This window comes from Arthrobacter sp. LjRoot14 (genome assembly GCF_964253905.1).
GTDB lineage: Bacteria > Actinomycetota > Actinomycetes > Actinomycetales > Micrococcaceae > Arthrobacter.
In genome coordinates this window covers 4,136,785-4,151,490 of record NZ_CAXURL020000001.1, presented here as the reverse complement: position 1 = coordinate 4,151,490, position 14,706 = coordinate 4,136,785, and the positions used below count along the sequence as shown (strand labels likewise).

The 14,706-nt window shown below is 65.1% G+C and carries 12 protein-coding genes; 7 read left to right on the top strand and 5 right to left on the bottom strand.

Annotated elements, in window-relative coordinates:
* Positions 1–70: 70 nt before the first annotated feature.
* Together ACSQ12_RS18865 and ACSQ12_RS18860 are read left to right on the top strand one after the other, a co-directional pair.
* Positions 71–1,627, top strand: coding sequence for a DUF222 domain-containing protein (locus ACSQ12_RS18865; protein WP_436066463.1), 1,557 nt, complete (start codon positions 71–73; stop codon positions 1,625–1,627).
* Between the two features lie 113 nt (positions 1,628–1,740).
* Positions 1,741–2,544 carry a hypothetical protein gene (locus ACSQ12_RS18860; RefSeq protein WP_436066462.1) on the top strand — a complete coding sequence of 268 codons (804 nt, stop codon included), beginning with the start codon at positions 1,741–1,743 and terminating at the stop codon, positions 2,542–2,544.
* A gap of 97 nt (positions 2,545–2,641) precedes the next feature.
* Here ACSQ12_RS18860 and ACSQ12_RS18855 read toward each other — a convergent pair whose 3' ends face one another.
* Complete coding sequence (locus tag ACSQ12_RS18855) at positions 2,642–2,953, bottom strand: putative quinol monooxygenase (protein ID WP_436066461.1); 312 nt, start codon at positions 2,951–2,953, stop codon at positions 2,642–2,644.
* Between the two features lie 9 nt (positions 2,954–2,962).
* Positions 2,963–3,997 carry a LacI family DNA-binding transcriptional regulator gene (locus tag ACSQ12_RS18850; RefSeq protein ID WP_436066460.1) on the bottom strand — a complete coding sequence of 345 codons (1,035 nt, stop codon included), beginning with the start codon at positions 3,995–3,997 and terminating at the stop codon, positions 2,963–2,965.
* 248 nt (positions 3,998–4,245) lie between these two features.
* Here ACSQ12_RS18850 and ACSQ12_RS18845 point away from each other — a divergent pair, with 248 nt between their 5' ends.
* The 4 genes from ACSQ12_RS18845 (at position 4,246) to ACSQ12_RS18830 (ending at position 9,640) form a co-directional block, all read left to right on the top strand.
* Positions 4,246–5,598, top strand: coding sequence for an NAD(P)H-dependent oxidoreductase (locus tag ACSQ12_RS18845; protein WP_436066459.1), 1,353 nt, complete (start codon positions 4,246–4,248; stop codon positions 5,596–5,598).
* Between the two features lie 93 nt (positions 5,599–5,691).
* Positions 5,692–6,723 carry a DctP family TRAP transporter solute-binding subunit gene (locus tag ACSQ12_RS18840; RefSeq protein WP_043484304.1) on the top strand — a complete coding sequence of 344 codons (1,032 nt, stop codon included), beginning with the start codon at positions 5,692–5,694 and terminating at the stop codon, positions 6,721–6,723.
* 84 nt (positions 6,724–6,807) lie between these two features.
* The gene (locus tag ACSQ12_RS18835) at positions 6,808–8,727 is read left to right on the top strand and encodes a TRAP transporter large permease (RefSeq protein ID WP_436066458.1); all 1,920 of its coding nucleotides are present in this window, start codon (positions 6,808–6,810) and stop codon (positions 8,725–8,727) included.
* A 34-nt stretch (positions 8,728–8,761) separates the two neighbouring features.
* On the top strand, positions 8,762–9,640 hold the full coding sequence (locus ACSQ12_RS18830; protein ID WP_436066457.1) for an NAD(P)-dependent oxidoreductase: 879 nt from the start codon (positions 8,762–8,764) through the stop codon (positions 9,638–9,640).
* 92 nt (positions 9,641–9,732) lie between these two features.
* Here the strand turns inward: ACSQ12_RS18830 and ACSQ12_RS18825 are convergent, their stop codons facing one another.
* From ACSQ12_RS18825 to ACSQ12_RS18815, 3 genes are all read right to left on the bottom strand, one after another.
* Positions 9,733–10,017, bottom strand: a complete 285-nt coding sequence (locus tag ACSQ12_RS18825; RefSeq protein ID WP_390251365.1) for a DUF427 domain-containing protein — start codon at positions 10,015–10,017, stop codon at positions 9,733–9,735.
* Between the two features lie 165 nt (positions 10,018–10,182).
* Positions 10,183–11,412, bottom strand: a complete 1,230-nt coding sequence (locus ACSQ12_RS18820) for an amidohydrolase family protein (protein ID WP_436066456.1) — start codon at positions 11,410–11,412, stop codon at positions 10,183–10,185.
* Positions 11,413–11,499: 87 nt separating this feature from the next.
* Entirely contained in the window at positions 11,500–12,957 is a 1,458-nt protein-coding gene (locus ACSQ12_RS18815; RefSeq protein ID WP_436066455.1) for a DUF3100 domain-containing protein, read from the bottom strand.
* A gap of 164 nt (positions 12,958–13,121) precedes the next feature.
* On the opposite strand from ACSQ12_RS18815, the gene ACSQ12_RS18810 reads away from it, so the two are divergent.
* Positions 13,122–14,609 (top strand): amidohydrolase family protein, encoded by a 1,488-nt coding sequence (locus ACSQ12_RS18810; RefSeq protein WP_436066454.1) that lies wholly within the window; start codon positions 13,122–13,124, stop codon positions 14,607–14,609.
* Positions 14,610–14,706: the final 97 nt, after the last annotated feature.

Below are 14,706 nucleotides of genomic sequence, written 5' to 3'. Positions count from 1 at the left end.
CTGCCTGCGGCTTTGAAGCGGGGTTGATTGTCCGGGGTTTTTTGTCGGTGCCTGCTGGCATGCTGTGGGTATGGACGGCAAGGCAGTGGCGGAGACGTTGGAGGGCATGGCGGCCTCCCTTTCTGCGCTGGCTGCGTTCGCCGGTCGCGTGGCCGGAAGCGCGGCCCCGAGTCCCAATCCTCTTCGGGACGAAGCGGACGCGTGCCTGGACGGCATGGCTGAGGCGGGCAGCATGGAAGCCATGCTGGCCGCGGTGAAAGTGCACTTCGCCGCCGGGTACGCGGCCGCTGCCGCGGCCTTGGCGGCCCCGGTCGTTTCCCCGCAGGAGCGCACGGCCCGGGACATGGCAGTGACGGCAGAAGTGGCGTGTGTGCTGACGGTGAGTGAAAGATCGGCCGCCGCACTCCTGGATGAGGCAGTCACCCTGACCACCCGGTTGCCCCTGACGCTGTCCGCGCTGCGGGCCGGGGGCATTTCGTGGCAGCACGCGCGGGTGATGTGTGATGAAACATCCGGTCTTGACCCGGTCGCGGCTGCTGCCCTGGAGGGGCATTTCCTGGACCCCGAAGCTCCTTTTGCTGCGCGGGGCTGCCCGGCCGGGGAGCTGGTGCCGGGCAGGTTCCGGACCAAGGCGCGGAGCTGGCGTGAGCGGCACCATCCGGTAAGTATCGAAGCGCGCCACAGCAAGGGCGTGGAGGACCGTCGGCTGGACTATGCCCCGGACCGGGACGGCATGGCCTGGCTCTCGGCCTACGTGAGTGCGGACGTGGCGGCCGGTGTGTGGGCCCGTGCCACGGAAGCGGCCCGTGCCCTGCAGGGGCCGGCCGAATCCCGGACCCTGACCCAGCTCCGCGCGGACGTCGCCGCTGACTGGCTCATCGCCGGCGTCACCGAGGGTGTTCCGTCGCCGAAAGCACAGGTGTTGGTGACCGTGCCGGTGTTCTCGCTCCTGGGCGCCGGGACGGAACCGGCCACCCTGGACGGGTACGGTCCGGTTCCGCCGGGCATGGCCCGCCGGCTTGTCGCCGATGGCGCCGGATCGTTCCTGCGTGTGCTGACCGATCCACGCAGCGGGGCGCCGCTGGAAATCGGACGCAGCAGCTACCGGGTTCCGAAAGCGATGCGCCAATGGCTGCGGCTTCGGGACGGCCGGTGCCCCTTTCCCGGCTGCACCAACCACTCCCTGGACAACGAAGCGGACCACCTGCTGGCATGGTCCGACGGTGGCGGCACCGGCATCACCAACCTGGGCCAGCCATGCCGGAAGCACCACCGGCTCAAACACACCACAGCCTGGCGGCCGATCGGCGCCACCCGGGACCAGCCACCGGCCTGGATCTCACCCGCAGGACGCTCCTACCCCAGCGAACAACAGGACTGGGAACCACCCCACTGGCCCGACGCACAAACCGCCGCCCACGGCCCCGCGGACCACGACGGCCACACAAGCGAGGACCCCGGGTGGGAACCGGAACGGGAACCACCCGACTGGCCCGACGTCACCGACCACGCAGTCGGCCCCGCGGACCACGACGGCCACACAGGCGAGGACCCCGGTCCCGGAGAGACCGGGCCACCACTACCCGTGGACCCCTTCCCTGAATGGGCGCTATTCACCGCGGCGTAGGATCGGCCCTGCTCGGCCCGCGTCCGGGTGCCCGCTGCCCGTGCCTGCGTTCGGCGGCCAGGGGTGGACCTTATACTCAAGTGTCCAATCCGGACGGCCTTATTGGGGGAGACATGGACGACGGAACTACTGTGCCTGGACGGGAACCACAGGGATTACCGCCGGTGTACCTGGAAGTGCCGCACGAATCCGGTGTCCAGGGTGCAGGGACCTCCAGACGGCTGAACACCGGGCTCACTGAGGTTGAAGCCCTCATCGTCTCTGAACCAGCCCCGGTCCAGTACGCCACCACGTCGCAGAAACGCATCCGGAATATCTTGGGCGTCACGTGGATCCTGTTGTGCATTTCCGGAGGCGCGATGTGGTCCGTTTACAGCGACGCGGCAGACGGACCCTACACCGGGGAAGCGGACTGGGCGCTTGTAGTGCTGGGAATCATCGTGCCGTTCGCCGTCGTCTTCAGCTTCTACCCGCACTGGCAGGACTGGCGGCACAAAAAGCGGAACAAAATGCTCCACAGGGCGTGGCTTGCCCGGTTCGTCGCATCGTGGCCGCTGCGCGAAAAGCTGGCAAACGTGGAGGGCATCCCGGATGTGTGGCAGCGCATCACCGTGGGCACCATGGCTGACACGCTCGCGGCTGATCGCGAGGCCATACTGCAGCAGGCCGGCGCATCCGGGGACGTTCCCGCCCGCCTGCTAGGCGACGCCCTTACCGCAGTGGGCACCTATGCCCGGGCCGCTACCCTGGAGCCCGACTTGCAGGCGGCGGCCCAGCAGGCTGTCGACCGGTTTAGCGAATTCGCCGGGCGACGGCGGGAACACACCCCGCTTTCAGGCCCGCCGTCCGTGCCCGGTCAACAGCTGCGGCGGCGCCGCCACGGACCCTTCGACGACGCCGGCAGGCTGCCGGACTAGCGCCCGACGTCCGGATTCAGCAACGTCCCCCGGGTAAAACGCAAGCGGTCGACGGCGGGAAGTCCCGCCGTCGACCGCTGTTCGTTTCGGTTGCTTCTTAGAGTGCGCCCTGCCGGGAAGTCCCGGCCGGGATCGGCACCAGGCGGGTCACCTCCACGGGTTCTGCCAGGAGCCCCTCGAGCGAAGCGTTGAGCCGTTTGACGGCATCGCCGGCGCCGTGGGCATCGAGCAGCTCGGCGCTTTCCCACTTTTCAATCATGACGATCTGCCCGTTGGGCGCTTCATGGATGGCGTACAGCAGGCACCCGGGTTCCTGATGCACTTCGGCGATGGCGGGGGAAAGGGCGGCGGCTACCTTGCTGAAGGCCCCTTCCTTGGGTGTGAACACGGCGGTAACAATGACGGTCATGAAATTTCCTTAGCTGATAGGGGAGAGGGCGAGAGGTGAGCAACTGCTGCGTGGGACAAAGTCGGCCTTAACTTCAATCGTGCGGGGGGCCGCAGGGAGCCGTCCCTGCATCCTTCCCAGAACCAGCTCCAACGAGTGCACCGCGAGCATGTCGATCGGCTGACGGATCACGCTCAACGGCGGGTTGGTCAGTTCTGTCCAGGGGTTGTCGTCAAAGACAATGACCGACAGGTCGTCAGGTATCCGCACGCCGATCTGGACAAGGCGTCGGACGGAGCTCAGAACCTGGGCTGTGTTGGCCACAATGAGCGCCGTGGGGCGGTCCGGCAGGGCCAGAAGAGACCCGACGGCGTCACCCCCGCCGTCTCCCCGGAACGCTACATCCCGGATGAGCTGGGGGTCCACGCTGATCGAAAAGTTGTTGTGCGCGGCTTTGTAGCCCTCGATTCTGGACCGCCCCGTCGAGGTGCTGACGGGCCCGGTAATGAGGCCAATACGCCTGTGTCCGAGGCCGAGCATGTGTTCGGTGGCGCGTCGGGCCGAATCTACGTTTTCGATGCTCACCAGGTCCACGTCTTCGAGTTCCGGAATGGTGCGGTCGACGAAGACCACATTCACACCCAGGGACTGGAGACGTCCCCACTTCTCAATGTTTGCTCCGGTGGGCGTGGCAATGACTCCTCCGACTGAGCGGTCAAGGAGTGTGTCCAGGCTGTCGGCTTCAAGGTGGGGGTCTTCCTGGGTGGTCATCACCATCACCTGCACGCCGTGGCTGCGGGCCTCCCAGACGACGCGGTCGGCCAGCTGCGCAAAAAAGGGGTTGGCCAGGTCTGCTACCACCAGGCCAATTGTGGGGGTATGGCCGACGCTGAGTTCACGGGCGGCGGCGCGGGGCCGGTACCCGAGTTCGTCAATGACCCGCAACACCGTTTCGCGCTTGGCCGGCGCGACCGGGCCTGAGTCAGGGTTCAGTACCCGGGACACCACCGAGACTGAAACTCCGGCCGCCGACGCGACATCGCGAATTGTTGGCGCCTTCTTCACTTCTCCTCCTCGGTGAGGCTCCTGGCCCGGCATGCGATCACCACGAGCTGTTCATTAGCCCTGGGATGCTCCCTGAGAAACCTTCGTTTGCGTTCCGGTGTGACTGTTGACACAGCCTATCACCGACTGGTACAAAAGTGGAACCGGTTCCACTCCGGTCCTAAAATTCCAGTTTGCGACGAAGAAGTTGCTCCGCCCCTTCGGTGGAGGGCCCTTCTCGACGCGGAACGCCAATCAGAGAGATCCCCATGAACCTCCACAAGCTTCTTAGCGACCGCGAGCAGGATGGCCGTCCGATCCGAGTCGGACTCATCGGAGCCGGCCGCTACGGCACCATGTACCTGGCTCAGGCAAACAACATCCCGGGCATCCACGTGGTGGCGATCGCCGACATCAACGTCAAGCGCGCTGAAGGGGCGTTCGAGCTTGTGGGTTGGCCAAAGAGCCAGATCGCACCGGACATCGCCACCGCCCTCAGGGACCGCACCACGACCATCGTGGCCAACGCGGACGAACTGTTCGACGTGGACATCGACGTCATTGTCGAAGCGACGGGCAACCCCATCGTCGGGGTGAAGCATGCACTGCGCGCCATTGAGACGAAGAAGCACATCATCATGGTCACGGTGGAGGCCGACGCTCTGGCGGGTCCTGCCCTGGCCAGGCGGGCAGAAGCCGCCGGCGTGGTCTATTCGATGGCTTACGGTGACCAGCCCGCCCTCATTATGGAGCTCGTGGACTGGGCGCGGACCAGCGGCTTCGACGTTGTCTGTGCCGGCAAGGGCGCAAAGTTCCTTGAGCACTACCACGAGATGAATCCTGACAACGTCTGGGAGAACTGGGAGTTCTCCAAGGAACTCACCGATTCGGGGCAGCTGAACCCGAACATGCACACCTCCTTCCGTGACGGTACAAAGGCCTCCATCGAGATGGCTGCCGTTGCCAACGGCGCCGGACTGGTGCCTTCCGACACTGGGCTGACTTTTACGCCGGGGGACGTCGAAGAGATCGCCACTATCTGCCGTCCGGCCGACGCCGGGGGAGTCCTGGCCCACGAAGGAACCGTTGAGGTCATGTCCAGCGTCAAGCGCGACGGCACGTGGATCCCGCACAACACCCAAGAAGGCGTGTTCGTGGTGGTCAAGGCCACCAACGCCTACGTTTCCGGCTGCTTCACTGAGTACCCCTGGCACCCGGACCCCACCGGCCAGTACGCCGCGCTCTACCGTCCGTACCACTACGTGGGCCTCGAATTGAACATGTCCATCGCCAACGCAGCTCTCCGCGGGATCTCCACAGGTTCGCCGATCGGGTTCTTCGGCGACGTCGTCGCGACCGCGAAGAAGGACCTCAAGGCCGGCGAATTCCTCGACGGCGAAGGCGGGTACACGGTCTGGGGCCAGCTGGTTTCTGCCAAGCACTCCGTCGCAACCGGCGCCCTCCCTGTTGCTTTGGCCCACCACGTGGAACTGCGGAACGACATCGCCAAGGGCAGCATCGTGGGCTGGGACGACGTCATCATGGACGACTCCCTGGCCCAGGCCCTGGAGGTTCGCCGGGAAACCGAAGCGCTCGTCGCGGAATTCGCCCTCAACGCCTGACCCTCCCGCACCAAACCGGGCGCGGCAATGAACTTCGGCCGACGACGTTCACGCCTCCGGAACAAGACTCCTTCCAATGAAGAAAGGCATCACATGAAATCCAAGACCCGCGCCCTCACCGGAGTGCTGGCATGCACCCTCGCAGCCTCAGTCCTCGCCGGATGTGCCTCCGGGGCCTCCGGCGGGACTGGAGCACCGGTGGCCAAGATCCAGCTCTCCATCCCCGATCCGCTCACGTCCTCCGTCGGGGTCTCGGCCCAGCATTTCGCCGACCAGGTCAAGAAGACATCCAACGGGTCCGTGACCGTCACCGTAGTTCCCAACGGAACGAGCTTCAGCGGAGACCAGAACGCGGCTGTCACACGCCTGCAGGGCGGTTCCCTCGATGCACTCATCCTGTCGACCTCCGTCTACGCCGCCGTCGTACCTGAAATGAACGCCATCAGCATTCCGTTCCTCTTCAAAGACACCACCGAGGAAGCGGCGTTCCTGGCAGGAAAGCCGGGCCAGGCGCTGAAGGAAAAGCTTGCCGCCAAAGACACAGTCGCGCTTTCCTTCCTCACCCGGACCGGCCGGGAGATTACGAACTCGGTTCGCCCCATCGAACAGCCCTCGGATCTAAAGGGTCTGAAGATCAGGGTCCCCGGCAACCCGTTGTGGACCGACTACTTCAGCAAGCTCGGCGCCAGCCCCACCACCATGGCATTCTCTGAGGTCTTCACCGGTCTGCAGACCGGAACGATCAACGGCCAGGAAAACCCGATTGAGGTGCCGTGGACCAACAAGTTCTCAGAAGTCCAGAAGTACATTTCGATGACCAACCACATCAACGACGCCTGGGTACTCGCCCTCTCCTCGAAGAAGTGGGACACCCTCACCGATGAACAAAAGAAGGCCCTCACGGACGCCTCTGAGGAAACCGCCACCTTCAAGACCGGTTACGACGCCGAGCAGTCCAAGAAGCAGCTCGAGGAACTCACCGCCAAGGGCATGAAATCCAACGAGCTCAGCGCATCCGGCCTGGAGGAATTCAAAGCGGCTTCCAAGAGCCTTTACCCGACCTTCTCCCAGCTGATCGGCAAGGACTTCTTCGACCAGGCCATCGCTTTCACCACCACCAAGTAGCCCCGCCGGCCCGGGGAGCCGAATGCTCCCCGGGCCATCCGCAAGGAAAAGCCCCCACTCTCAATGTCGACAGTCTGGAAGCCCATGAAAAACATCACTACGCCCGAGGAACTCGAGGAGGTCCTCCCCTCGGACGCGGAAGAGATACTCCACCACGGCCATGTCCCCCCGCGTTGGAGCGGTGCCCTGTGGCTCGACAAAACGCTTGAATGGGTCGTGGGCGCTGCCATCCTCGCGGAGCTCGTCGTGATCCTGCTGAACATCATGGTCAGGGTAGTCACCGGCGATTCCGTGCTCTGGACCCAGGAAGTCTCCGAAATTGCGCTGCTGACCATCGCTTTCATCGGCGGCGCCATCGCGTACCCCAAGGGCGCGCACATGTCCGTCCAGGCCCTCATCATGCGCCTCCCCGCCACTTGGAAGCCTTACCTGGCCGCCCTGGTCGACTGGCTGGTCTTCGTCATGAGCGCAGGGGCATTTGCGCTGTTCGTTCCCACCCTTGTCCAGCAGATCGAGGAAAAGACCCCGATCCTGCAGCTCCCCGTCTTCTGGGTCTCACTGCCCTTCTCCGTCGGCATGGTGCTGATCGCCTGGTTCGCCCTCCTCAAGCTGTGGCGCCAGGACCGCCGGCCGGCACTCATTGCTGCGGGAATCGCTGCCGGACTGATTGTCCTCGTCCTTGTGGCCCAGCCGCTTTTCTACTACGCCACCCCCAACGTCCTTCTCGGCGTCGTCCTCCTGCTGTTGTTCATGCTGCTGTTCCTAGGCCTGCCCATCGCATTCGTCCTTGCACTGGCATCCGGGATCTACCTGTACCTGGGCGGCATTTCCGAGGTCAGCGCCATCCCCATTGGAATGGCGTCCGGGGCCAAGGGCTTCGTCCTTCTGGCGATTCCGTTCTTTATCCTTGCCGGTACGGTCATGAACTCCGCCGGCCTGACCCTCCCGCTGGCCAAGCTCGTCGATGCCCTGATCGGGCACCTGCGCGGCGGCCTGCTCCAGGTGGTTGTCGTCACCATGTACATCTTCTCCGGCATCTCCGGCTCCAAGGTGGCCGACGTCGCAGCAGTGGGCACCACCATGCGCGGCATGCTCGAAGAACGCAAATACCCCCGCGGCGAGGTCGTCGCGGTCCTGTCGGCCTCGGCCATCATGGGCGAAACCATCCCGCCGAGCATCGTGCTGCTGATCCTCGGATCCATCACCACCATCTCCACCACCACGCTGTTCCTGGCCGGCTTCGTTCCCGCTGCTTTCCTGGCCCTCTGTGTCATGGCACTCGTCTTCTTCCGCGCCCGCAAACAGGGCGGCGTCGCCAGCCCCAAATCCAGCTGGCGTGAACGCGGCTCGGCAACCTTCTTCGCAATTCCGACTCTTCTGCTCCCTGTCGGCATGGTGGTGGGCATCCTCAGCGGATTCGCCACACCCACCGAAGTGTCGTCAGTGGCCGTCGCCTACGCCTTCATCCTCGCCGCCGCCTACCGCCGAGGCAGCAAGAGGCTATTGGGTGACACTCTGCGGGAAACGACGACGACGGCGGGAATGGTGCTGTTCATCATCGCGGCGGCGTCCCCGCTGGCCCAGACCCTCGCGCTTGCCGGTGTCTCCCAGCAGATCCACGACCTCATGTCAGGGCTCGGCGACTCACCGCTGCTCTTTATGCTGTTCACCATTGTCCTGCTGATCATCATGGGCCAGCTCCTTGAAGGCCTCCCCGCGGTACTGATCTTCGCGCCCCTGCTCCTGCCGATCGCCGTCGACTTCGGCGTCAACCCCGTGCAGTACGCCATGGTCCTGATCATCTCCATGGGCATCGGCTCGTTCGCACCACCGGCCGGCGTCGGCTTCTACGTCGCCTGCGCCACCGCACACGAAACAGTCGAGAAGAGCCTCAAACACTTCTGGCCCTACCTTATTGCCGTGTTCCTCGGGCTCCTCGTTCTTGCGGCGGTTCCCTGGTTCAGTACCTTCCTTCCCGCCCTCGCCGGGCTGATCCCCTTCTAGGCACATGACAACACCGACAACTATTGATAAGAAAGTGCCCGGCTTCCGGGGCTCCGTGGCCCTCATCGGCACGGGGCCCATGGGGGCCCCGATCGCGCGGAACATCCTCGCCGGCCACGTTCCCCTTACTCTCTGGAACCGCACACCGGAAAAAGCCCTTGCGATTGGAGGAGGAACCGTCGTAGCAACCCCGGCCGCGGCCGCAAGCGAAGTTGTGCTGACTGTGTTGCCCGACCTCCCCCAGGTTGCGGCTCTGCTTCCCGGCGAGGACGGCCTGCTGAAAGGATGGAAGACCGCCGGCATCGAGCATCCCGTCCTGGTGATTCACGGAACGGTGTCACCGGTGGCGGTCGCAGAATTCGCCGACGACTGCCTGCGCCACTGGGGGGTGACCGTCGTGGACGCACCCCTAAGCGGGGGAACCATCGGCGCCGAAGAGGGCCGGCTGAGCATCATGGTCGGCGGACCGCCCGAGGCCGTGGAAGGACTCACACCGCTCTTCGGGCTGTACAGTTCCACGGTGGTCCGGTTCGGCCGCACCGGCGCGGGGTCAACAATGAAGGCGTGCAACCAGATCGTCGTCGCCGGCACGGTAACGGCGCTGGCCGAAGCGATGGCCCTCGCAAGCACCGCCGGTCTGGATCTTGAGAAGGTGCAGGCCATCCTGGCCGGCGGCCTTGCCAGCTCAGAGGTCCTACGGCAAAAGGGACATCGCTGGATCGAGCAGGACTTCGAAGGTGGCGGTTCTGCGAAGAACCAGCTCAAAGACCTCAACTTCATAGCCGAGATTGCCGCGGCACGCGGGATAAACCTACCGTTGGCTGCGTGCCTCCAGAGTTCCTTCGAAGAGATGATCGCGGCCGGCGACGGTGACATGGACCATGCAGGGATCTACCGGACCATACTCTCGTAGCCTCCGGACAGGGGAACGGCGCCAAACGCAAACGGACGACGGCGGGAGGTCCCGCCGTCGTCCGCCGTCGTCCGCTGTCGAACAGGAGCCGGCTAGTCCTCGACGGTCACGCCGCGCCAGAACGCGATCCGGCCCTCGATCTGCTTCGCGCGAGGCTTTGGCTCCGGGTAGAACCAGGCTGCGTCCACGTTCAGCTTCCCGTCCACCTCCAGCGTGTGGTAGCTGGCCTGCCCCTTCCACGGGCACACGGAATACATGTCACTGTCCTTCAGGTACCCCGCATTCACTGCGTCGCGGGGGAAGTAATGGTTGCCCTCCACCACCACCGTGTCTGCGGATTCGGCGATGACTTTTCCGTTCCAGATAGCCCTGACCATGTGGTTCCGTCCTGTAGGTGCCGCCGTCGTCAGCGGACGGCACGTCGTAGGTATCCCAACGGCCCGGGCGGCAGAGTTGTTCCCCGGCAGTGAGCGGACGACGGCGGGAAGTCCCGCCGTCGACCGCCCCACCCTTTCTCCCGGTGATCACCACCCGTGATCTACCTACGCGGCGGGGTTCGGAAGAACAACCAGCCCGTCGGCGACGAGCCTGCCGTCGTGGATGACGGCGCGGTCGGTGCCGCGGTCCATGACGGTGCTCGTGACGGTTTCGCCGTCGACCAGGACGATATCGGCCCGGTCGCCTGGGGCCAGGCCCGGCCGGTCGTCGGGGCTGGTGACCCGCGGGACGGTGCGGTCCATGATGGACGCGCCTCCTATGGTGGCGATCGCTGCGCAGTGCTCAATCAGCCGGTCCTTGCGCAGCCGGTGCGTGAAGGCCAGCTGCCACGTGCGGTCGAGCATGTCGCAATTGCCATACGGGCTCCAGTAATCCCGTTGACCGTCCTCGCCCAGACCCACACGGATCCCGGCCTCCGTCATTCGGGCCAGGTCGAACTGGGTGCCGCCACTTGCCGGGGCCACGGTCGCCCAGGCGACGTCCAGCTCGGCCATCTGCTCCACGATCCGGGCGGTCACATCGGGGTGGACGTTGGCCAGATCGTAGGCGTGGGAAAGTGAGACGCGTCCCTGCATGCCCAGCGCGCGGGTGCGTTCGAAGACAAGTTCCGCGCTGAAGACCCCCAGCTGGCCAGGCTCGTGCAGGTGAATATCCACGTCGACCCCGTACTTCTCAGCCAGCCCGAAGACGATGTCCAGGTGGCGAACCGGGTCGCGGTCCAGCTGGCAGGGATCAATGCCGCCGATGGTCGTCGCCCCCGCACGGAGGGCGTCCTCAAGGAGCGGGACAGCGCCATCCTCGAGGAGGAGGCCTGCCTGGGGGAAAGCCATGACCTCGACATCGGCGGCGTGGGTGAAACGCTCCTTGGCCGCCATGACTGCTTCGAAGCGCTCAAGTTTGCAGTCCACATCGATCTGCGCGTAGGACCGGACGCGTGTGGTGCCCCGCGCAATCATCCGTTCCAGCGTTCCTGCCACCACATCCACGTACGGGATGGGCGTGTCACGCCAGTTTTCCCGATCGTTGCACATCATGTTCCACACTCCGGGAGAGGCGGTGTGCTCCCGGAACGGCAGTCCGATCCGGGTCGAGTCGAGGTGGACGTGCACGTCCGTGAAAGCGGGGAAGGCGATGCGGCCGCGTCCGTCGACTACCTCGCCGGCGGCGGCTGGCACATCGCCGGTCCCCGCGGGATGAACGGCCGCAATCCGCCCTTCGTGAATCTCGAGGTCTACGTTGTCCCCGCCCCAGGGGCGGACGTTAGTGATGAGCATGATTCATTCCTTTCAGGTGGGCTGGGGACGACGGCGGGGAAGGCGCCGGTACCGTGGCACCGGCGCCTTCCCTCACCGCACCACGGACTAGAAGTGGAAGGCAACCTGTGCAATCGCTGCCGCGGCGACGAAACTCGCCGTGAACGTCATCAGGGCGACGATGATGATCTTCCAGCTCAGTGAGCGCAGCGCCTTCACGTCCCGGCCCAGTGACATGCCGACCAGGGCGATCATGGGCAGGCCCGCGAAGAGGACGCTGATGTGCTGGGTGGCGGAGGCGACGAAGGGACCGATGGGCAGGAACGTCGCGGAGGCAATGGTGGCCAGCGCCAGCACCCAGATGCTGGACGGGACAACCGGGACGAGCTTCGCTAGCACCAGTGCGATGGCTGTGAGAGCCAGAAGAATAAGGATGCCGACGACGTCCAACGGTTGTGCTGAACCGGTGCCGAGGGCGTTCAGCAGGAAACCGGCCACTCCGGTCGCTGCGAATGCGATCAGCCACGTCCTGGGTGTCCGGACAACTGTGGGATCCGCTTCGATTCCGTTGACGTCCACGGTGTCGTTGCCAGACGCCTCTCCGGAGTTGGTCAATGCCCCTCCCGGGAGCGCCGCGCCCGTGCTGCCCGCCCGGGCACCGACTGCGGCGCCAGCGGGAACACTGTTGCGGACACGGCGGCCGAGGTCGTCCCGGCCGAAGACGCGGGACCACATCTTGTAGAGCTTCTGGCACATCGGCAACGCGATAAAGACCCCGGCGTAGAAGCCGACGATGTTGGTCACGAGGTTGGACAGCGCTGCGAGGGCCATGATCTCCCCGGCCATCTCGGGGTAGAGGATGGACAGGGCGCCGACGCCCCCGAGCATCATGGAAGCTGAACCCAGTCCCAGGCCCAGCGCGAGGGCGCGGGGATCAAAGAAGTCCAGTCCGCCGAGAAGACCGGCGAGCAGGGAGATGAACACGGCGCCGAATACACTGCCCAGCACCCACACTGCGAAGACACCGCGGTACTCGGGGGAGCGGACGCCGAAGCGCTGGATGGCGAAGGCAAGGTATGACTCACGGTCGATCGACCAGGTGGCGCCGATTGCAGTGCGGCCCAATCCAAGGGCGACTGCCACCGGGAGGGCCAGGATCACGGTGCCGACCACGTGCCCGACCTCCTGGAGGAGTATCGCGGGGCCAATGTCGGTGAACTTCGTCAGCGACGGGCCAATTTGGGTCCCGAGTCCTGCCAGGAAGAAAACGATGGATACATCCATCAGGTGCGTGGACACTGCACGGGCACGCCCTCCGATCGGCTTCCACTTCTGGACCCCGAGGAATCCGCCGATGAGCACGGTCCACAGGATGGGCATGAGGACGATTGCGGCCGGACCGAGCTGCAACTTGTGGGTGCCGATTGTAATGGCCACGGCACAGACGGCCGTGGAGAGCGCGATCATCCCGAGCCACAGGGCGGGCCGGGCACGGAAAGGACGGGAGGGCGGCGCGTCCACTAAGGCGGATACCGGGCCGCCTGTGGTCTTCGTTTCGTTGGGCATGGCGCAGGCCTTTCCAAGAAGGAGTTGGGGATCAGGACAAAGGCGTCTCGCATTTGCGGAAGCAAGCTTTGGTATACCAAGTGACTGTATACTCGTACCCATTGAGAGGCAAGTCACATTTTTCAAACGCCGGTAATACCCGGCCGCTGCCCCAAGGAGGCACCTTGTACACGAAGATCTCGGCCCGGTACGTTCTGGGGTTCGACGGAACGCGGCACATGCTCATCGCGGACGGCGAAGTCGTCTTCGAAGGAGATTCCATCATCTTCGTGGGCCGCAACTATGAGGGCCCGGTCGATGAGGAACGCGACTTTGGCCAGAGCCTGGTGATGCCTGGACTGATCGACCTGGATGCCCTCGCCGACATCGACCACCTCATCCTGGACTCGTGGCCCTCGCCTGATGTCGCCGCCGGCCACCTGTGGTCGGACGATTACTTCGCCAATCGCCGCCGGGATGTGTTCACGCCGCCGGAACGCGCCACTATCCGCGAATTCGCCCTTGCCCAGCTCGCCCTGCACGGGATTACCACCTACATGCCCATCGCCTCCGAGATCCACAGTTCCTGGGCCGAAGGCTTCGACGAACTGGTGGCCATGGCAGAAACCAGCCGACGGATCGGACTGCGGGGCTACCTCGGCCCCGCCTACCGTTCCGGGGTCCACGTCACCACCGCCGCAGGCAGCCGCGAGGTCCACTTCGACGAGGCCCTGGGGCTTGCGGGCCTGAGCGACGCTGAGCGTTTCATCGACCACGCCGCCGGCCTCGAAGACCCCCTCGTCACTGGGGTATTGCTGCCGTGCCGCATCGAGACGCTGTCCGAAAACCTCATGCGGGAGACGGCGAGGATCGCCCGGGACCGGGACGCAATTGTCCGGCTCCATTGCCTCCAGTCGCCCCTCGAGGACGAGCTCCTGCAGCGTTCAGCCGGACGCGGTGTCCTGGAACTGCTCGAATCCACCGGCCTGTTCGGCACCCGCCTTCTCATTCCGCACGGGGTGGTGATCAACGGCAAGGACCCCGCAGCGTCGGCTCCCGGAGGTCCGCTGGACGTGCTGGCCCGGCACGGCGTCAGCATTGTCCACTGCCCGCTGACCTCGTTCCGCTACCAGAAGCAGCTTGTTTCGTTCGACCGTTTCCGCGAGGCCGGAATCAACTTGTGCCTGGGTACTGACTCCTTCCCGCCGGACCTGGTGCGGGGCATGGACGTCGGCATGCACCTGACCCGGATGGCTGAGGGGAGGCCCGACGCCGGGACCCTCGCTGACTACTTCGATGCCGCGACCCTCGGCGGCGCGCGGGCTCTTGGCCGGAACGACCTGGGGAGGTTGGCGCCCGGCATGCAGGCCGACATCACGGTGGTCTCCCTGGGCCACTTCGGCGACGGTGTGGTCGAGGACCCGCTGCGCACCCTGGTGCTCAACGGCACGGCGCGGCAGGTGACCGATACTTTCGTGGCCGGCCGCCCCGTGGTGGTTGGCGGTGTCCTGCCCGGCGTTGACCTTGACGCGCTACGGGCTGAGGGGCAGCGGCTGTTCCAAGGGATGCGGGCTGCCTACTCGGAGCGGGACGTCCGGCGCCGTGCTTCCGATGAGCTGTTTCCACCCACCTATCCGCACGCCGAAATTGCCAGTCCGGTTGTTGTCCCCTAGCAACTGGAGCCACAAACTCCCAACCCGTCAGGCCTTGGCTTGGTATACCAAACACGGTATGGTGTAAGCATGCGAGGGCTTCCGGCGCATCCTGGCG